The 21269-nt window shown below is 57.1% G+C and carries 10 protein-coding genes and 1 pseudogene; 3 read left to right on the plus strand and 8 right to left on the minus strand.

Annotated elements, in window-relative coordinates:
* Nucleotides 1-214: 214 nt before the first annotated feature.
* From ACQ29O_RS13460 to ACQ29O_RS13495, 8 genes and pseudogenes are all read right to left on the minus strand, one after another.
* The gene (locus tag ACQ29O_RS13460) at nucleotides 215-532 is read right to left on the minus strand and encodes a hypothetical protein (RefSeq protein ID WP_253336200.1); all 318 of its coding nucleotides are present in this window, start codon (nucleotides 530-532) and stop codon (nucleotides 215-217) included.
* Nucleotides 532-4689 carry an RHS element core protein gene (locus tag ACQ29O_RS13465; RefSeq protein WP_000509054.1) on the minus strand — a complete coding sequence of 1386 codons (4158 nt, stop codon included), beginning with the start codon at nucleotides 4687-4689 and terminating at the stop codon, nucleotides 532-534. Before ACQ29O_RS13465 ends, ACQ29O_RS13460 begins: the two co-directional genes overlap by 1 nt.
* 418 nt (nucleotides 4690-5107) lie before the next feature.
* Nucleotides 5108-5494 carry a hypothetical protein gene (locus ACQ29O_RS13470; RefSeq protein WP_024131466.1) on the minus strand — a complete coding sequence of 129 codons (387 nt, stop codon included), beginning with the start codon at nucleotides 5492-5494 and terminating at the stop codon, nucleotides 5108-5110.
* Between the two features lie 10 nt (nucleotides 5495-5504).
* Nucleotides 5505-9910, minus strand: a pseudogene (locus ACQ29O_RS13475) (RHS repeat-associated core domain-containing protein).
* Nucleotides 9911-10171: 261 nt separating this feature from the next.
* Entirely contained in the window at nucleotides 10172-10558 is a 387-nt protein-coding gene (locus tag ACQ29O_RS13480) for a hypothetical protein (protein WP_024131466.1), read from the minus strand.
* A 10-nt stretch (nucleotides 10559-10568) separates the two neighbouring features.
* On the minus strand, nucleotides 10569-15005 hold the full coding sequence (locus ACQ29O_RS13485; RefSeq protein WP_223557406.1) for an RHS repeat-associated core domain-containing protein: 4437 nt from the start codon (nucleotides 15003-15005) through the stop codon (nucleotides 10569-10571).
* Between the two features lie 101 nt (nucleotides 15006-15106).
* Nucleotides 15107-17218 carry a type VI secretion system tip protein VgrG gene (locus tag ACQ29O_RS13490; RefSeq protein ID WP_000103448.1) on the minus strand — a complete coding sequence of 704 codons (2112 nt, stop codon included), beginning with the start codon at nucleotides 17216-17218 and terminating at the stop codon, nucleotides 15107-15109.
* 221 nt (nucleotides 17219-17439) lie between these two features.
* Nucleotides 17440-17958, minus strand: a complete 519-nt coding sequence (locus ACQ29O_RS13495) for an Hcp family type VI secretion system effector (RefSeq protein WP_001142966.1) — start codon at nucleotides 17956-17958, stop codon at nucleotides 17440-17442.
* Nucleotides 17959-18585: 627 nt separating this feature from the next.
* On the opposite strand from ACQ29O_RS13495, the gene tssB reads away from it, so the two are divergent.
* The 3 genes from tssB to tssE all read left to right on the plus strand — a co-directional run bounded on the left by tssB (nucleotide 18586) and on the right by tssE (nucleotide 21265).
* Complete coding sequence (gene tssB / locus ACQ29O_RS13500) at nucleotides 18586-19089, plus strand: type VI secretion system contractile sheath small subunit (RefSeq protein WP_020937030.1); 504 nt, start codon at nucleotides 18586-18588, stop codon at nucleotides 19087-19089.
* Nucleotides 19090-19379: 290 nt separating this feature from the next.
* Complete coding sequence (tssC, locus tag ACQ29O_RS13505; protein ID WP_000057000.1) at nucleotides 19380-20852, plus strand: type VI secretion system contractile sheath large subunit; 1473 nt, start codon at nucleotides 19380-19382, stop codon at nucleotides 20850-20852.
* On the plus strand, nucleotides 20849-21265 hold the full coding sequence (gene tssE / locus ACQ29O_RS13510) for a type VI secretion system baseplate subunit TssE (protein WP_000611698.1): 417 nt from the start codon (nucleotides 20849-20851) through the stop codon (nucleotides 21263-21265). The genes tssC and tssE overlap by 4 nt, the downstream gene beginning before the upstream one ends.
* Nucleotides 21266-21269 lie beyond the last annotated feature (4 nt).

Consider the following 21269-nt stretch of genomic DNA (forward strand, 5'->3'; position numbering starts at 1 on the left):
TATCGTTTTATTTTTAATATATTTTCCTGGCCCACTACAGGAATTATGCGATTCCTCTCATTATTATTCATCTTTCTCCCATGTATCTACATTTCCATCGTTCAATAACATAACGATTTCATTCTCATTAATTTTATTTTTTGAGCATTTATAGTTTTTTTTATTCTTGAATAACACTACACCTTTGTTATCTATGAAATATTCGTGATTATCTTCATATATATATTCTAATGTTTTCATCATAGAATAGATAACATTTATTCCCATGTGGGCTTAGTAATGCTAATACTTTTCCATGATTTCGTTGCAGCAATTCTTGCACCCCTCCTTTCACTGCAAGTCTTTTAATTTCCCCCCTTGTTATTGGTGTATAGGTTTGAATACGAAAAGGAATACGGAAAAATAGCATTTTCGCATCGCAAAAAAATGGTAAAATACAGACAAGCAACAATAATGTATTTTTAATGATTTTTTGAAGATGCAAAGAAAATACATAAAATTTCATTAAGCAGGGAGGGCTTATCTTTATCATCAGTATTTCATCCTTGGTGGGATTCCCATTTCTTTGCGGACAGGGTTCTCATGTTTTTTGACATTATTCATATGTCCTGGTCCGTCGTCATTTTCACCCATTGCATGCCCCATTTCGTGGGCGATAACTACACTTAATGGCGTAGGTGTCAGTTTGCATGCTTTACCTTTTCCTTGATATTGGCATGCGGCATGGTCAGAATCTATTTCAATATAGAAAGTATATTCGGAGGGATCGTAGCATGTATGTTCCATACCTTTCCTCGGTCCTCTAAATATATAATCATGATCAGATAACTCCATTTTTTCTATCATTTCCTGACCATGTTTTGTCTTCCTTACAGATTCGTATGCCTCTTTCATAGCCTTTTGCTGTTCTTCGTCACCCTTAAAAGTCACCTTTAATCCCAATGGATCTGTACCTGTGACAGGGTTCAGCGGATACTGGTACAGGTTCCATCCCCCTTTCAGCCCTATCGGATCCTGTGTAATATACCTCCCCTGTCCCGGATTATAATAACGGTGCCGGTTATAATACAGCCCCGATTCCTCATCATATTGCTGCCCCGGCAGCCGTATCACCAGCTCCAGGTGCTCAGGATTTTCCTCACCCGACAGGTTTCCCCATTCATCATACTCCCCGCGCCACGCCACCGTGTTGTCCGGGGTAACCAGCGCCAGCGGCAGTCCACGCTGGTCGCAGTGGTAAAGATGGATTTTCCTTTGGGGTGTGTACTCCGGCTCCAGTTGTTCCGCCATCTGCTCCGGCGTCAGCCCGCATCCCGCCAGCCATGCCCGGCTCTCCTCACTCACCGCGTTACGCCTCAGTTCGCCCTCCAGTCTGTCCAGCATCGCCGTCAGCGCCGCCGGAAGCTGTACCTCCTGGCCGTCCTCACTTCCCTCCTGTGACAGCTTCTCCGCCAGGCTGCGGTGCTGTGCCTTCGCCTGTTCAGCCGCATCTGTTTCGATGCGCACCAGCGGCGTGAAACTCCCCGGCGCATATAACGTCTGGACGCGGCTCTGTCCGGTCTGGATGGTCGTCAGCCTGTCACCCTCCCAGCCGTACCACGTCACATACGGCCTGCGCGACAGCTCCATCCTCGTGTCGCTCCAGTGAACCCGTTCCCGCTTCCATACCCGTTTACCCACACGGCGGCCCAGCGGGTCATAGAGATACCGCCCTTCCGCCTGCGTTTCTCCGTGCTGTGTGCGCACATAATGTACCAGCCGGTGCTGGTTATCGTATTCGTACCGGTGTGTACGTTCGTCGTTCATCCGTATCACCACCCCTTCCGGGATGCGGTCCGTTTTCTCCGTCAGCCTGCCGTATTTGTCGTAGCGGTACAGGTACTGCATATCTTCCGTGATGCGGTTATCCGCCCATACCGTACTGGCGCTGTCGGGGTAAAACTCCGGGTCCGGCAGCCGGTTCCCCGCCGGGTCCGTGGCATACGGAAGGGTGATGTCCAGAGTGGTACTGGTGGTATGGACACTAGTTAAGCGTCCTGTATCACTGTAGCGGTATTCCCTCGTCTGCTGCGGCCCGCTGATGCGTACCAGCCTGCCGCCCTCATCGTAACCGTACTCCCGGTTTAGCTGCGGCAGTGTCAGATGCTGACCATGAAGCTGACCGCCCGGTGTGTATGTGGTCGTCAGTTCATAACTCTCCGGGAGGGTGTCTGAACCGAACCGCCGCAACACCTCACGGTGCAGCCTGTCACGCGTGTATTCCAGCAGCGGCATATCCCCCAGCTTCATTCCCGCCAGATAACCACTCCCGTACGTCAGCCACTCCACCGGCGGCAGGTTATCCGGCTTAAACCGGTTTGCCAGCCCCTGCTCACTGTACCCCTGTAGTGTCTCATGCTGCCATAACAGTTCATTCGTCTGCGGGTCACTCACCGTCTGGCGTTCGCGGATAAGGCGGCCTTTATTATCGTAGCCGTAATACACCGCCACACGCTGCTCTTCGCTGAGGTGACTCAGCTCTGTCAGCCACCCGTGTTCGTCATACTGCCAGCGTTCGGCCTCCAGGCCGTTGACGGTACGGTGCGTCAGCCGGTCTGACGCATCGTAGTGCCAGTGCGTGACCAGGTCCTCATCTTCACTCTGTGTGAGTTTTCCCGTCAGGTCGTAACCGTACCGCTGCACCCGTCCGTCAAAGCCCGTCTGTTGTGTCAGGCGGTCCAGCGTATCCCAGGTAAATGCGCTGTGGCTGCCGTTCTCGTTGGTCAGTTGCGTCACACGGCCAGCAGCATCATATTCCATCCGCCGCGTCAGCCCGCCCTGTGTGGTACTGAGCGCCTTGCCCCACCCGTCGTACTGCGTTTCAGTGCGGTTTCCGTCCGGGCCGGTCACAGTGATAAGGTCGCCTGCATCGTTATAATCGTAGCGGGTTTCACGGCCCTGGCTGTCCCTGACGGCAGTTAACTGTCCCAGGCGGTTATAGCTGCGGTAGATGCTCTGCCCTTCCTCCCGGTGTACCGCCGTCATCTGGCCGAACCGGTCATATTCATACTTCGTCTCATACCCCGAACAGTCCGTGAACGCCACCATCTGCCCGTAGCGGTTCCAGCGCATCGTCTTACTGCTGCCGGTGGCGTCATGTATCCCGGACGGTAATTCACTCTGCGGATTATCATAGCTGTACCGCGTCGTCTCACCGGTACGCGATGTCTCCGCCGTCAGCCTGCCACGCTCATCATACTCCCGCGTGCTTCGCAGCCCGTCCGGGTACACCGTCGTCGTCAGTTGCTGCCGATCGTTATAACTGTACTTCGTCTTTCTCCCGTCCGGCCCCGTCACCGCCGTCAGCTTCCCTGTCGCCACGTCCGGGCTGTATGTCGTCTTCCTCCCCGTCGCATCCGTCTGCCACTCTGGCCTTCCCGACGCATCATATCTACTGCGCGTCACGCTCCCGTCGGCTGACGCCTTCATCACCACCCGTTTCAGGCCACCCTCGCCTTCCGTGTGCAGCACTTCACGCCGTCCCAGGCTGTCCGTGATGGTGACACAACTCTTCTCATAATCGTAGCGGTAGCTTAAGCCCTCCGGGTTAAGCTGCTCCGTGACACGCCCTGTCTCATCATAACGGTAGCGCATCTGCGGCCTGCCTGCATACCGGTGGCCCGTCATCCGCCCCGGATGGTCCGCGTCATACAGGAAGCGGCGCACCTCCACACCCCCACGATCATACACGGCGGCAAGCTCTCCGCCCGGCGTGTACTCATAGCGCGACAGCATTGCCGGCTCCTGGTCGCCCTCAGCGTCCGGCTCATGCGTCAGCCATACCTGCGAGAGGCGAATACCGTTATCCGTGCCGTACTCCGTGGCGGGCAGCGTCTCAGGGTATGCCGGTGCGGCGGGTAAACCCGCCCCACGTGCCGCCTCCGCACGCTGCGCCTGCGTGGTCAGCACCAGATGAAAGCGCCGTCCCGCACCGTCCGTCACCCCGGTGACATTCCCGGACAGTTCACCCTCTGCGGCGCGGTGATACGTCAGCGTCCGTCCGTAGCCGTCCGCCAGCCCCGTCAGCACACGGTACGGCGGCAGCGGCGCGGGCAATGCCTCATCCGCGCCCGGTACCCGCTCCGCCCACCCCAGCACCCACCACGGCCCCTGCGGGCTGTTCGTCGCCAGATAAATATGCTGGCTTAACCGTAACTCTTCCGGAAGCTGCTGCCAGAGTTCATGCAACGGGCAACTCGCATGTAGCTTCAGCGCGCCACAACGCGCCAGCCAGAACGACTCGCTGCGGCTGTATGCCCATTCGCCCGGCGACAGCGGTTCAAAATGGATACTTCGGCCTCCGCTGTCGTTCAGTATCAGCGCCCGCTCACGAATCTGTAAGCGCATATCGGCAGCCATCTTCCAGCCAGGACCGAACAACCCCGATGGCGCGGGCGTTTTCGTCCGGTAGCTGCTGTAAGCGCGGCTAAGTATGAACGGCAGCGGGCCGGGCAGCGCGAAATCCGTCTCACCGGGCAGTACCTTCGCCCCCAGCAGCGGGTTCACCGGCTCGCCGGACGTCATTCCGCCCGGACATACCGAACATGCCACGCCTGTCGGCGCGCCTATCAGCACCCCCGCCGAACCCTGGACGATTTTCCCGCCCTTCATGGTCATGTCGTCCTGACGCGCCGCTGGTTTTCCGCCCATATCTATATCTCCTTTTTGTTCTTTTTTATTGTTCAGTTATTCAGCCGGTCGACGTTAATAAATTCATTATATAATTCGTATCAGGTTAATTTTTCATAACCAGACACCAGACCTTCATTTTTAAACAATGCTCCAGATACAGCAGCATCTAAGAAATGCATTAATCATATGCCCTACACATAATAAAACAGTCGCCTCCACCCTAAAATGAAGGAAAAATAAAGGAGTTGTTTATATACGTTGATGAGTTTTGAACATGCCTATAAGATGCGTCATTTTCTCACATTATTCTGGCATGGTCATTCGCATCAGGTTTAAACTTATTAGTCCCTTTTCTGATTGAGTACAATTCTGCCAGTAATGACCTGCCTTAACCTCATATCATATCGACAGCATAGATGCCCCACCACTCAAAGAGTTATTTAGAACAGTTAGATATCACTGGAGACTCTGAGGACAAAACATCAATGATATCATTTACTGTCACAATCAAATAATGAATAATTTTCTCTTTTTCATGTATATTAAAACTCTGGTCATTAAACCATTCCAGATAAGATGAGTCCTCAACCTTATAAATACCTACTCGCATTTTTCCTTTTTGCTCACCCAACATTTTCAACAGATCACCTTCATCAGTGACACGAAATGAATGAGTCCAATCAAAAAAAAATCGAAAATCCGAATTCACTCCATCAAGAGTAACTATAATCTCAAGACTCCCTGCCCTATAATGAAAATCAATTATCTGACTACCTTTTAAAGATATATTTTGGGGGGTAATATCAACCAATTTTTCAATCATATATTCCTCACTAATCATACCTAAATTTAATTTTATTTTTCCCGGATTGGACCTCAAGTGTAGGTCTACCATCAGAACTGCCATCACGCACAATCACTGTGCGACCATCCGGCAAAGTACCCACTCGTCCCGTAACATAATTATTGTCGATGTCCTTAACATCGCTAGGGGATAAGTTATCAAAATCCTTGTTAGCCTCATCAATCCCCCCAGGCCGTTCATAAAGCCGGGACCTCCCTGTAGTCTGCTCACCTTTAGATGACGTTGCAATTAAATCGTCAACAGTCGTGGCATCCGAATCGCTGCCACTCTCATTGTCTTCCGCACCAGATACTCCATGCCCTGAATCCGTGGAGTCCCCCTTCTCACCATAGCCAGCATCACTGTCCTCTGAATCCTCTGTTGAATCATCACCGGACGCACAGGTCAGGTATGTAAAAGCAGCCGCAGCAGCAATAACGACTGCCCACCCAGCCCACTTCGGCCAGGCGCCATCTGTTGGCTCCGGAACGGCCACATCCGCTTCAAATCCGGCCAGTGCCGCATCCAGCACCGCCCCCCCTATCACGGTTCCTGCAACCAGTGAGGGCACCGCCGTGGGTGTCGCCGCTCCCCAGGGAATCGCATCCACAACCAGCCCCAGCGGGTCAGTCCCGCTCACCGGGTTCAGCGGATACGCATACAGGTTCCATCCCCCCCGCAACCCAATCGGGTCCTGCGTGATGTACCTTCCCTGTTCCGGATTATAGTAACGGTAACGGTTATAATACAGCCCCGTTTCCTCATCATACTGCTGGCCCGGCAGTCTCAGTAACTGCTCAAGCTGTTGCGGGTTCTCCTCCTTCTGCCGGTTTCCCCACACATCATACTCCGCGCTCCATTCCCGCGCCCCCTCGCTGTTTATCAGCGCCACCGGCAGACCACGGTGGTCGCAGTGGTAAAGATGGATTTTCCTTTCCGGTTCAGCGCGCTCTTCCAGTTGCCCCGCCATCTGCTCCGCCGTCAGTCCGCACTGCGCCAGCCATGCACGGCTCTCACTGCTCACTCTCCCCGCCCGCAGCTCTGCCTCCAGGCTGTCCAGCCGCCTCACCAGCCCTGCCGGGAACACCACCCCCGCCCCGTCCTCGCTCCCTTCCGCCTGGAGCTTCTCCGCCAGGCTCCTCCGGCTACGGACCGTTGTCAGGGCCGCTGTCGCCGTCTCCACCCTGACCAGCGGCGTGAACCCGCCTCCCTCGTACACCGTCTGGATGCGGCTCCGTTCCGTCTGCGCCGTCACCAGCCTGTCCCCGCTCCACCCGTACCACGTCACTTCCGGGGTCTCCGGCAGCGCCGTGTAGTCATGACAGCGTCCTGTCGCATACCGCTCACGCCGCCATACCTTTTTACACACCCGCCGGCCGGTCGCATCGTATACGTACCGGCTCTCCGTGATGCTCCGGCTTCCGTAACCCTCCGTACACCGGTAGCTCACCAGCCGGTGATGACGGTCATAACGGTAATGGTGCGTCCGCTCATCGCCGCTGCGTATCGCGCCCGCCGGGACGCGCTCTCCCTTCTCCACCAGGTTGCCGTACCGGTCGTAACGGTACACGTACCGCCCGTCCTCCGTTACCCGGTTGTCCGCGAAGACGCCCGGCAGTCCGTTCGCCTCCCGGCGTTCCGCCCCCGCTTCCACCCGGTTTCCCGCTCCGTCCGTCTCATACGGGATGTCCACGCTCATTTCTCTGGTCGTCAGGCCCACCGCCGACAGCCTTCCCGCCCCGTCATAACCGTAACGCCAGCTTTCACCCGCGCCGTCGATGCCCGTCAGGAACCCCGGTACGTCATGCCGGTATTCCCGGCTCAGCGCCGCCTCCGGCAGGTGCCGGTATGCCACCTCACCCCCCGCCGTGTAGCCCGTCTCCATCCGCCACGCACCGAACTGCCGCTCCGTCTCACGGTGCAGCCTGTCGCGCGTGTACTCCACCAGCGGCTGGCTTCCCAGTTTCAGCCCCGCCAGGTGCCCGCTGCCGTACGTCAGCCACTCCGCCACCGGCAGGCCGTCATACGCTTCCCGTACCGCCTGCCCCCGGTCGTTATAACCGTGCCGCACGCTGTGCGCCCACAGCGGTTCTTCCGTCTCCGGGTTATGGACCGTCTGCCGCTCGCTGGTGAGACGGCCTTTATTATCGTAGCCGTAATGCACCGTCACACGCTGCCCTTCGCTGATATGGCTCAGCGCCGTCAGCCACCCGCGTTCGTCATACTGCCACCGTTCCGCTTCCTGACCGTTGACGGTGCGCTGCGTTAACCGGTCGGCGTTATCGTAGTGCCAGTGCGTGACAAGGTCCTCGTCCTCACTGCGCGCCAGCCGTCCGCTCCGGTCATAGCCATACCGCTGCGTCCTGCCGTCAAAGCCCCGCTGTTCCGTTACCCGGTTCAGCGCATCATACGTGAAGCGCATCTCCGCGCCGTTCTCGTTTTCCAGCCGCACCACGCGCCCTGCCGCATCGTACTCCACCCGCCGCGTCAGCCCCCCTTCCGTCACGCTGATGAGCCGCCCGCGCGCGTCATACTCCGCCTCCCGCCGCTGGCCGTCCGGGCGGGTCACCGCCGTCAGGTCGCCCGCGTCGCTGTATTCGTATGTCGTCTCACGACCCTGGCTGTCCTTCACTGACGACAGCCTGCCCCGGCGGTCGTAACCCCGGTAAACGCTGAGGCCTTCCTCATAATGCACCGCCGTCTGCTGCCCGTAGCGGTTATACTCATACCGCGTCTCATAACCCGAGCAGTCCGTCCGCGACACCACCTCCCCGTTACGTCCCCGCCTTATCCGGCGGCTGCCGGAGCTGTCCTTCACCACCGACGGCTGGCTGTCATGGGCGCTGCCATACGCATACTCTGTGACCTTCCCCTCACGCAACACCGTTTTCACCAGACGGCCCTGACGGTCATACTCCCGCGTGCTGCGCCGTCCGTCCGGGTGGACGGTGGCTGTCAGCTGCTGCCGGTCGTTATAACTGTACTTCGTCTTCCTCCCGTCCGGCCCCGTCACCGCCGTCAGCTTCCCTGTCGCCACGTCCGGGTTGTATGTCGTCTTTCTCCCCGCCGCGTCCGTCCTCCATTCCAGCCGCCCTGAACCGTCATACCCGCTGCGGATAACGCTCCCGTCCGCCTGCTCCTTCATCACCACCCGTTTCAGGCCACCCTCGCCTTCCGTGTGCAGCACTTCACGCCGCCCCAAGCTGTCCGTTACCGTTATTTTGTTCTTCTCATACGCGAACGCATAACCCAGCCCTTCCGGGTTGACCTGCTCCGTCACCCGCCCCGCGTCATCATACCGGTAGCGGCTCGCCGGTCTTCCCGCGTAACGGTGCGCCGTCATCCTCCCCGGCTGCCCGGCGTCATACTCAAAGCGCCTTACCTCCGCACCGCTGCGGTCATACACCGCCTCCAGCTCACCGCGCGCCGTGTACCCGTAACGCACCAGCGGCTGCGACGGCAGCGCATCCGGACAGGCCGGGTCTTCCACCAGCCACACCGCCGACAGCCTGATGCCGCTGTCCTCACCGCAGGCGGTTACAGGCAGCGTCTCCGACCAGGAGGACGGTGAGCGGGGAGAGGGTGGGGAAGAAAATGAAGGGAACGACGACGGGGCGGGAGATAATGACGAAGAAGACGCTGACGCCGCCTGCGCCGCGCGCTGCGCCTGCGTGGTCAGCACCAGCCGGTAGCGCCGCCCGGTGCTGTCCGTCACCGCCGTCACCGCGCCGCCGTATGCACCGTCGCGATGGTACGTCAGACGGCGGCCATAACCGTCCACCACTCCCGTCAGCACCCGGTACGGCGGCAGCGGCGCGGGCAGCGCCTCATCCGCCCCCGGCACCCGTTCAGCCCATCCCAGCACCCACCACGGCCCCTGCGGGCTGTTCGTCGCCAGGCAAATATGCGGGCACAGCCGCACCGCCTCCGGCAGCATGCCCCACATGACCGACAGCGGGTGGCTGTTGTGCTGCGATGCCGCCCCGCCCCGCGCCAGCCAGAATGACTCTCTGCGGCTGTACTGTATCTCCCCCGGCGCCAGAGGCTCAAAATGCACGCTCCTGCCCCGTTATCGTTCAGTATCAGCCCGTCGCCGCGCAGCTGTAACCACAGGTCTGACGGCAGCTTCCAGCCCGGCCCGCACAGCCCCACCGGCGCGGGCGTCTTCGTCCGGTAACTGCTGTAGGCGCGGGAAAGCACGAACGGCAGCGGGCCGGGCAGCGCAATATCGGTCTCGCCGGGCAGGACCTTCGCCCCCAGCAGCGGGTTCACCGGATTGCCGTACTTCGGACTGGCCTCTCCGGTTGGGCACACCGAGCACGCCACCCCTGTCGGTGCGCCTATCAGTACCCCCGCTGAACCCTGAACTATCGGTCGTCCGCCCACCTGGGTCATGTCGCCCTGACGCGCCGCTGGTTTTTTTCAACAGTCGCCTCCACCCTAAAATGAAGGAAAAATAAAGGAGTTGTTTATATACGTTGATGAGTTTTGAACATGCCTATAAGATGCGTCATTTTCTCACATTATTCTGGCATGGTCATTCGCATCAGGTTTAAACTTATTAGTCCCTTTTCTGATTGAGTACAATTCTGCCAGTAATGACCTGCCTTAACCTCATATCATATCGACAGCATAGATGCCCCACCACTCAAAGAGTTATTTAGAACAGTTAGATATCACTGGAGACTCTGAGGACAAAACATCAATGATATCATTTACTGTCACAATCAAATAATGAATAATTTTCTCTTTTTCATGTATATTAAAACTCTGGTCATTAAACCATTCCAGATAAGATGAGTCCTCAACCTTATAAATACCTACTCGCATTTTTCCTTTTTGCTCACCCAACATTTTCAACAGATCACCTTCATCAGTGACACGAAATGAATGAGTCCAATCAAAAAAAAATCGAAAATCCGAATTCACTCCATCAAGAGTAACTATAATCTCAAGACTCCCTGCCCTATAATGAAAATCAATTATCTGACTACCTTTTAAAGATATATTTTGGGGGGTAATATCAACCAATTTTTCAATCATATATTCCTCACTAATCATACCTAAATTTAATTTTATTTTTCCCGGATTGGACCTCAAGTGTAGGTCTACCATCAGAACTGCCATCACGCACAATCACTGTGCGACCATCCGGCAAAGTACCCACTCGTCCCGTAACATAATTATTGTCGATGTCCTTAACATCGCTAGGGGATAAGTTATCAAAATCCTTGTTAGCCTCATCAATCCCCCCAGGCCGTTCATAAAGCCGGGACCTCCCTGTAGTCTGCTCACCTTTAGATGACGTTGCAATTAAATCGTCAACAGTCGTGGCATCCGAATCGCTGCCACTCTCATTGTCTTCCGCACCAGATACTCCATGCCCTGAATCCGTGGAGTCCCCCTTCTCACCATAGCCAGCATCACTGTCCTCTGAATCCTCTGTTGAATCATCACCGGACGCACAGGTCAGGTATGTAAAAGCAGCCGCAGCAGCAATAACGACTGCCCACCCAGCCCACTTCGGCCAGGCGCCATCTGTTGGCTCCGGAACGGCCACATCCGCTTCAAATCCGGCCAGTGCCGCATCCAGCACCGCCCCCCCTATCACGGTTCCTGCAACCAGTGAGGGCACCGCCGTGGGTGTCGCCGCTCCCCAGGGAATCGCATCCACAACCAGCCCCAGCGGGTCAGTCCCGCTCACCGGGTTCAGCGGATACGCATACAGGTTCCATCCCCCCCGCAACCCAATCGGGTCCTGCGTGATGTACCTTCCCTGTTCCGGATTATAGTAACGGTAACGGTTATAATACAGCCCCGTTTCCTCATCATACTGCTGGCCCGGCAGTCTCAGTAACTGCTCAAGCTGTTGCGGGTTCTCCTCCTTCTGCCGGTTTCCCCACACATCATACTCCGCGCTCCATTCCCGCGCCCCCTCGCTGTTTATCAGCGCCACCGGCAGACCACGGTGGTCGCAGTGGTAAAGATGGATTTTCCTTTCCGGTTCAGCGCGCTCTTCCAGTTGCCCCGCCATCTGCTCCGCCGTCAGTCCGCACTGCGCCAGCCATGCACGGCTCTCACTGCTCACTCTCCCCGCCCGCAGCTCTGCCTCCAGGCTGTCCAGCCGCCTCACCAGCCCTGCCGGGAACACCACCCCCGCCCCGTCCTCGCTCCCTTCCGCCTGGAGCTTCTCCGCCAGGCTCCTCCGGCTACGGACCGTTGTCAGGGCCGCTGTCGCCGTCTCCACCCTGACCAGCGGCGTGAACCCGCCTCCCTCGTACACCGTCTGGATGCGGCTCCGTTCCGTCTGCGCCGTCACCAGCCTGTCCCCGCTCCACCCGTACCACGTCACTTCCGGGGTCTCCGGCAGCGCCGTGTAGTCATGACAGCGTCCTGTCGCATACCGCTCACGCCGCCATACCTTTTTACACACCCGCCGGCCGGTCGCATCGTATACGTACCGGCTCTCCGTGATGCTCCGGCTTCCGTAACCCTCCGTACACCGGTAGCTCACCAGCCGGTGATGACGGTCATAACGGTAATGGTGCGTCCGCTCATCGCCGCTGCGTATCGCGCCCGCCGGGACGCGCTCTCCCTTCTCCACCAGGTTGCCGTACCGGTCGTAACGGTACACGTACCGCCCGTCCTCCGTTACCCGGTTGTCCGCGAAGACGCCCGGCAGTCCGTTCGCCTCCCGGCGTTCCGCCCCCGCTTCCACCCGGTTTCCCGCTCCGTCCGTCTCATACGGGATGTCCACGCTCATTTCTCTGGTCGTCAGGCCCACCGCCGACAGCCTTCCCGCCCCGTCATAACCGTAACGCCAGCTTTCACCCGCGCCGTCGATGCCCGTCAGGAACCCCGGTACGTCATGCCGGTATTCCCGGCTCAGCGCCGCCTCCGGCAGGTGCCGGTATGCCACCTCACCCCCCGCCGTGTAGCCCGTCTCCATCCGCCACGCACCGAACTGCCGCTCCGTCTCACGGTGCAGCCTGTCGCGCGTGTACTCCACCAGCGGCTGGCTTCCCAGTTTCAGCCCCGCCAGGTGCCCGCTGCCGTACGTCAGCCACTCCGCCACCGGCAGGCCGTCATACGCTTCCCGTACCGCCTGCCCCCGGTCGTTATAACCGTGCCGCACGCTGTGCGCCCACAGCGGTTCTTCCGTCTCCGGGTTATGGACCGTCTGCCGCTCGCTGGTGAGACGGCCTTTATTATCGTAGCCGTAATGCACCGTCACACGCTGCCCTTCGCTGATATGGCTCAGCGCCGTCAGCCACCCGCGTTCGTCATACTGCCACCGTTCCGCTTCCTGACCGTTGACGGTGCGCTGCGTTAACCGGTCGGCGTTATCGTAGTGCCAGTGCGTGACAAGGTCCTCGTCCTCACTGCGCGCCAGCCGTCCGCTCCGGTCATAGCCATACCGCTGCGTCCTGCCGTCAAAGCCCCGCTGTTCCGTTACCCGGTTCAGCGCATCATACGTGAAGCGCATCTCCGCGCCGTTCTCGTTTTCCAGCCGCACCACGCGCCCTGCCGCATCGTACTCCACCCGCCGCGTCAGCCCCCCTTCCGTCACGCTGATGAGCCGCCCGCGCGCGTCATACTCCGCCTCCCGCCGCTGGCCGTCCGGGCGGGTCACCGCCGTCAGGTCGCCCGCGTCGCTGTATTCGTATGTCGTCTCACGACCCTGGCTGTCCTTCACTGACGACAGCCTGCCCCGGCGGTCGTAACCCCGGTAAACGCTGAGGCCTTCCTCATAATGCACCGCCGTCTGCTGCCCGTAGCGGTTATACTCATACCGCGTCTCATAACCCGAGCAGTCCGTCCGCGACACCACCTCCCCGTTACGTCCCCGCCTTATCCGGCGGCTGCCGGAGCTGTCCTTCACCACCGACGGCTGGCTGTCATGGGCGCTGCCATACGCATACTCTGTGACCTTCCCCTCACGCAACACCGTTTTCACCAGACGGCCCTGACGGTCATACTCCCGCGTGCTGCGCCGTCCGTCCGGGTGGACGGTGGCTGTCAGCTGCTGCCGGTCGTTATAACTGTACTTCGTCTTCCTCCCGTCCGGCCCCGTCACCGCCGTCAGCTTCCCTGTCGCCACGTCCGGGTTGTATGTCGTCTTTCTCCCCGCCGCGTCCGTCCTCCATTCCAGCCGCCCTGAACCGTCATACCCGCTGCGGATAACGCTCCCGTCCGCCTGCTCCTTCATCACCACCCGTTTCAGGCCACCCTCGCCTTCCGTGTGCAGCACTTCACGCCGCCCCAAGCTGTCCGTTACCGTTATTTTGTTCTTCTCATACGCGAACGCATAACCCAGCCCTTCCGGGTTGACCTGCTCCGTCACCCGCCCCGCGTCATCATACCGGTAGCGGCTCGCCGGTCTTCCCGCGTAACGGTGCGCCGTCATCCTCCCCGGCTGCCCGGCGTCATACTCAAAGCGCCTTACCTCCGCACCGCTGCGGTCATACACCGCCTCCAGCTCACCGCGCGCCGTGTACCCGTAACGCACCAGCGGCTGCGACGGCAGCGCATCCGGACAGGCCGGGTCTTCCACCAGCCACACCGCCGACAGCCTGATGCCGCTGTCCTCACCGCAGGCGGTTACAGGCAGCGTCTCCGACCAGGAGGACGGTGAGCGGGGAGAGGGTGGGGAAGAAAATGAAGGGAACGACGACGGGGCGGGAGATAATGACGAAGAAGACGCTGACGCCGCCTGCGCCGCGCGCTGCGCCTGCGTGGTCAGCACCAGCCGGTAGCGCCGCCCGGTGCTGTCCGTCACCGCCGTCACCGCGCCGCCGTATGCACCGTCGCGATGGTACGTCAGACGGCGGCCATAACCGTCCACCACTCCCGTCAGCACCCGGTACGGCGGCAGCGGCGCGGGCAGCGCCTCATCCGCCCCCGGCACCCGTTCAGCCCATCCCAGCACCCACCACGGCCCCTGCGGGCTGTTCGTCGCCAGGCAAATATGCGGGCACAGCCGCACCGCCTCCGGCAGCATGCCCCACATGACCGACAGCGGGTGGCTGTTGTGCTGCGATGCCGCCCCGCCCCGCGCCAGCCAGAATGACTCTCTGCGGCTGTACTGTATCTCCCCCGGCGCCAGAGGCTCAAAATGCACGCTCCTGCCCCCGTTATCGTTCAGTATCAGCCCGTCGCCGCGCAGCTGTAACCACAGGTCTGACGGCAGCTTCCAGCCCGGCCCGCACAGCCCCACCGGCGCGGGCGTCTTCGTCCGGTAACTGCTGTAGGCGCGGGAAAGCACGAACGGCAGCGGGCCGGGCAGCGCAATATCGGTCTCGCCGGGCAGGACCTTCGCCCCCAGCAGCGGGTTCACCGGATTGCCGTACTTCGGACTGGCCTCTCCGGTTGGGCACACCGAGCACGCCACCCCCGTCGGTGCGCCTATCAGTACCCCCGCTGAACCCTGAACTATCGGGCCGCCCACCTGGGTCATGTCGCCCTGACGCGCCGCTGGTTTTCCGCTCATCTTTATTTCTTCCTTAATATCCCTCAGAGTCATGCCGTACCGGAAAAACGCGAAAGACACTCCCGGTGGCTCCTGCTGTAGCCCGGTATTCATTATGTTATTCAGTACATGATCAGATCCGATGGATCGGGGTCATCCTGCTGTTCAGATGCTTCAGGTGGCTTCTTGCTCACCCCACAGTTCCAGCTGATCAGCTTTGAATCCCCGTTTAAGCTGTCCACGCCCTGCAACTCAATATGTTTGCCGTTCAGAAAAATACCGCCGTCGCTCGTCAGCACCAGACGGGCTTCACCACACACCAGCTCCAGATGCTCGCCTGCGGAATACACCGCCGTTTTACCGGTACTTTCGGTTTTACTGTTGCCCACGTTAACGCTGGCATTACGCCCGACATTGACGTTGTATTTCATTCCCACATTCAGTGATTTGAAGATCCCGACCTCAGAAGACTGCATCAGCGCCACCGAGGTATTCATGATGCCGCCCACGGTAGTCTGGTATGCCAGCCCCACATTCAGGGCGCGGACAATCCCCACCGTTTCCACCTGATTGGCACCCACCTTGATCACCTGGTTACTGCCCACCTTCTCCACCTGGTTGACGCCGATGGTCTGGATTTGGTTATTGGTAACGGCAATCACCTGGTTATTACCAATGGTTTCAGCATGATTATTCGTCACATCGGTGGTGCGGTTGTGCAGCACCTCGGTATTCATATTCTTCTGCGCGTGGATATACACGCGCTCCTTCCCTGTCGCATCATCAAACATGAGTTCGTTAAACCCGCTGCCTTTATAGGTTTTCGAGCGGATGGTCATCTGCGTTTTGGTGCCCGGCAGGCTGCCCGGTGAGCGGTTTTCCTGGTGGTAGGTGTGCCCCATGATGATGGGCTGGTCCGGGTCGCCGTTGAGGAAGTCCACTATCACTTCCTGCCCCACGCGCGGTATCGCCAGGTTGCCGAACCCCGGCCCCGCCCACGCCTGTACCACCCGTATCCAGCACGAGCTGTCCTGGTTCGCCGGGTTATACCGGTCCCAGTTAAATTTCACCCGTACACGGCCATGTTCGTCGCAGAAGATTTCTTCCCCTTCCGGGCCGGTGACCACCGCCGACTGCGGGCCGTCCACTGATGGTTTGGGCAGCGGGCGTGGCCGCCATGTTCTGTCTGCCGGGATGACCGTAAAATGATTGTCCAGCGTTGTCCCTGAACCTGAGCGCCCCGCCGCCTGCGGCTGGCTGCCGTGTAAATCGCTGCTCACCACCTGCCATTCCCGGTTCAGGCTCGCCTGCGGGTGTTCCGTCAGCTGAATACGCCGTCCCGGCCATATCGCCGGCGAACGGCTTTTCCCCTGCGCCACTTCGGCATTATTACGCCAGCCTTCCATCTGCCAGCGGGCGAAGTTCTGACCGTGGCCGTCCTTGAAGCGCCCCGGATAATCAAAGACCTCATACTGCGTGCGCTGGTAATCCTGATGTTCGCCCTGGTGCTCAAAGCGGCCCGCCCAGCCGGGGCGTTTGAAGGTGTAGTCCTTGCCGATGACGGAAGAGGGGCGGATTTGCGCGCTGTGGCGGAACTGGCTGACGCACGGCGTGCTCACCTCGGTACGGGTGTTCGGGTTCCAGGGGATTTCAAAGGCTTCCGGCAGAAAACGTACCGTGTCGCACAGCACCAAGCTCTGGTCGTCGCTGGTCTGCGCATGTTCCTCGTAAAAGAAAATACCTTCCTCCGCCGCCATCCGCGCCAGAAAGTCGTAATCCGTTTCGCTGTACTGCACGCAGAACTCCCGCGCCGGATGCGCCTCACTGAACAGCGGGCTCCAGTCCGTCACGCCGTTTTCCTGCAGTATCGTCCCGAGAATGCTTTTTATGTCTTCATTCTGGAAAATACGCGAGTTCTGCCGCAGCGCGGCGCGCCACACCGGCGGACGAACTTTCATGCTGTACAGCATCTGGTGTCCGTCGTTTTCCCCCTGCTCAAACCAGGTCACTATGCCGTTCACCCGGCGCTGTATCTCCGTGCCCTGCCAGATTTTCAGGTGCGCCGGTTTTTCCAGTACCTGGGCAAACTCAATGTTGTGAAGTTGCTGACTGACCAGCGAGATATCGAGGGAAAATAACGTGGAAAGGGACTGGCTCAGGTGAAAGGACTCCACGACCAGCGCATCCGGTGGCAGGCCGTCCACCTCCAGTGTGAAACGTAATCCTGTTGACATGAATAACCTCATGAATTAACGGGGAAAATAAACCGCCTGCCGGACTGCGGCGAATGACAGTACAGTGTTACGCCTGCCTCCGGGCACGCTACCGCCGAAGTATCCGGCGTCCGCCATCTCCCGTAATAAAAACGTAACCCCTTACTGGCACTACTTTTTTACCTCCGTCTCCAGGCAAAAACAGCACCCTGCCCGTCAGGGCGGGATGCTGTTGATTCCGTTTACGCTTCCAGCGGCGCGCGCCAGTCATCCGCGCCAGAGGTGCCGGATTTGACGTGTTCCCACTCGATTTTGCGGTAGGCCAGCGAGACTTCGAGCAACTGCGTGAATTCGCGCTTTGCCGGGTCCTGACAGTGCGGCATATGCAGTTTCATATCCACAATCGTTGAGTCCGTCAGGCGGGTGGTGAAGTAATGCTCCTGCTTGCCTTCAACGGAAGTACGCCACCAGTGCAGTTCGGTTTTCGGCAGCATTTCACCGGACGCCAGCGCGTTGTACAGCAGCGGTACGGCTTTGTTCAGCGCCACGGTAAAAATGAACGGCTTGTGCGAACGCTGGCCGCTCGGCTGCCCGGACTGTGGATCAGTGGGTACGGTCACGTTATGCAGGAATTCCTGTACCAGCATTTCATCCTCGTGACCCTGCACGTAGATATTGCCGACAGAATCTGCGGTGAATGCACCAGCGGTGATATTGCCCTGGGTTTGCCCCGTAATTGAGATGTAACACGGTGTTGGCATTTATAAACTCCTTGTTAACGATTAATGACACTTACATACATCTGCAGAAAGATATCCGACAGATAAAAATATGTGGATTACATTAAAAATCCTGTAGCTTAAGCTCTCTTCATATAGCAAGCTGAATCGTACAATCTGAGACTAAAAAGCATTCACATGATGACTAAATTACATGCCAACATATTCACATGATAATATATCAGCATTTATTTTTATAAAATAAAGACGATACTTACTCATGAATAAATATTATATCCATTCTTTTTTCACCATCACCATCTTCGTAAACCTCATTCACCATGCTATTTTATTAATGATGAACAAAAAGTGTACAAATAAATATAGATAGCATTTACCCAATACATGGTTAAATAAAAAATACATATATATCAATCAACTAAAAAAACAAAACACCATTCATTAAAATATCTTTTAAGATATTCCTTATAAAAACAACGTCATCCTGAAATAACCACAAAAGAAGAATACTCCTGTATTCCATTTTGAAAAAGTGCTTCTCAAAAAATTTTCTGCGCGTAAAATGATTACCAAGCTTTTTATTACACGGCATTCCATAGTCTGTACGGAGATGCAAAAAAACATAACGTAACCTGATGGATGATCTCTATGAGCAAAGATTATAACGGCAGCGTGGCACCCAAAGAACGCATTAATATTTCTTACATTCCAAAAACGGACGGTGAGCCTTCTGAGGTGGAATTACCCCTTAATATGTTGATAGTGGGGGATACCGGAAACTCACAGGAAACAGCGCCACTTGATGAACGCCAGATGGTTTCTATCGACAAACATTCATTCAATTCAGTGATGGCAGAAGCGTCCATTAGCCTGAATTTTGCAGTTCCGGCATCATTGAAGGACAACGCAAAAGATGGCGATGAGATGAATATCTCGCTGGAAATCAAATCCCTGAACGATTTTTCTCCGGACAGCGTGGCAAAACAGGTACCGGAGTTGAACAAATTGCTGGAACTACGCGAAGCGCTGACAGCATTAAAAGGCCCGCTCGGTAATCTGCCTGCATTTCGCGCCCAGCTTCAGGCATTGCTGGAAAATGAAGAATCCCGCGAACAGTTACTGCGGGAGATCAGCCAGGCAGAAAACCAGTAACCTCTGTTTTTCAGGGAGATTATCCTGGTATGGGCTTGCGGGAAGAGACCTCCAGAACCGATGACGCAATAACGCAGGCAGTGATCCGGTTATTTATCAGTCAGACAGGCGACATCAACACAGAAACACTGGAGGTATTGGTCGCGGCGCTTGACCAGAGGATCGGATGTCTGATGGATGAAATCATCCATATCAACGGGTACCAGCAGATGAAGCCACACTGGCGAAAGGTGTTCCACTGACAGTGAAACCTGGTTCCAGAAATACAGATCAACACAAGGATTTTCAGTATGTCTTTACAGGAAGAAGAACTTGTTTCCACCCGCACTGAACAGGGAAGCCATGCCCCGTCGTTGCTTGATGAAATCATGGCACAAACCCGTATCCAGCCCGGCGCTGACGGTTATGATATTGCCCGTCAGGGCGTAACGGCTTTTATTGCCAGCCTCCTGCAATCCACTTCACCTGCCGAACCCGTAAACAAACTGGCCGTGGACAGCATGATTGCGGACATCGACGCCCGTATCAGCCGTCAGATGGATGCTATTATTCACGCCCCTCAGTTTCAGCAACTGGAGTCGTTCTGGCGTTCAATGAAAGCGCTGGTCGATCGCGTTGATTTTCGTGAGAATATTAAGGTGCATGTCCTCCATGTCACCAAAGCGGAATTGCTGGAAGATTTCGAGTTCGCGCCGGAGATTACCCAGTCCGGCTTCTATAAGCATGTTTATTCCAGCGGGCTTGGGCAGTTTGGCGGCGAACCGATTGCGGCTGTGCTGGGCGCATATGAGTTCAAAAATACCACGCCGGATATGAAGCTGCTGAACTATGTCAGCGCCGTCGGCGCAATGGCTCACGCGCCGTTCCTTTCTTCCGTGTCGCCGGAGTTTATGGGCCTGAAATCATGGACCGAGCTGCCCAATATCAAGGATCTCTACGCCATTTTTGAAGGTCCGGCCTACACAAAATGGCGCGCCCTGCGTGATTCCGAAGATTCCCGCTACCTGGGACTGACCGCGCCGCGTTTTCTGCTTCGCCAGCCCTATTCCGCGACCGAAAACCCGATTAAAAGCTTCAACTACGCCGAAGATGTGAGCCACAGCCACGAGCATTATTTGTGGGGCAATACCGCCTGGATGCTGGCCAGTAATATAGCCGATTCGTTCGCGAAATACCGGTGGGCGCCCAATATTATCGGGCCGCAGAGCGGCGGCGCAGTAAAAGATCTGCCGGTACATTTATATGAGTCAATGGGGCAGATTCAGGCCAAGATCCCGACGGAGGTGTTGATCACCGACCGCCGTGAGTTCGAGCTGGCCGAAGAGGGGTTCATCACCCTGACCATGCGTAAAAACAGCGATAATGCGGCGTTTTTCTCGGCTAACAGCGTTCAGAAACCCAAGCATTTTCCGGGCAAAGACGCCGAGACCAACTACAAGCTGGGTACGCAGTTGCCTTATCTGTTCATTATTAACCGCCTCGCGCACTACATTAAGGTGCTGCAACGCGAGCAGCTTGGGTCGTGGAAAGAGAGAAGCGATCTGGAGCGGGAGCTGAATATTTGGGTGCGCCAGTATGTCGCCGATCAGGAGAATCCGCCTGCTGATGTCCGCAGCCGTAAGCCGCTGCGTGGCGCTAAAGTGGAGGTGCTGGATGTGGACGGCGAGCCGGGCTGGTATCAGGTGGCGATTTCCGCAAGGCCGCACTTTAAATATATGGGCGCGTCGTTTGAATTGTCTTTAGTCGGACGGTTAGATAAGTGATACCGGCGCGCGAAAAGCCTGCCGGATCGCTGTTTGAGCGTCTGGAAAACCCTCCTGCCAGAAACTGGCGGGAGGGCAGTAATATAGAGGCGTTCAGGCAGTCCATTCGCCATAGTCTGCGCAATATCCTGAACACCCGCTCCGGCAGTTGTCGGGGAACACCGGGGCTGGGTATTGAAGAGCCGGAAGGGTCGGATAATTACCGCAGCGCCATGAGCCAGGCCATCGTGCAGTGTATTGAGCGTTATGAACCCCGGATTTCGCACGCGGAGGTCCGGGCAATCCTGCCACAGGCCGCCAGCCCACAGGAGATAATTTTTCGTATCACCGCCTGGGTGACATTTAACGATATCGACGATGTGCTGGAGTTTGATATGGCACCGGACGGTAGTCAGCATTATCGGGTGGAGTAGCAGA

The organism is Salmonella sp. GDC200615, assembly GCF_050574145.1.
Taxonomy (GTDB): Bacteria; Pseudomonadota; Gammaproteobacteria; order Enterobacterales; family Enterobacteriaceae; genus Salmonella; species Salmonella enterica.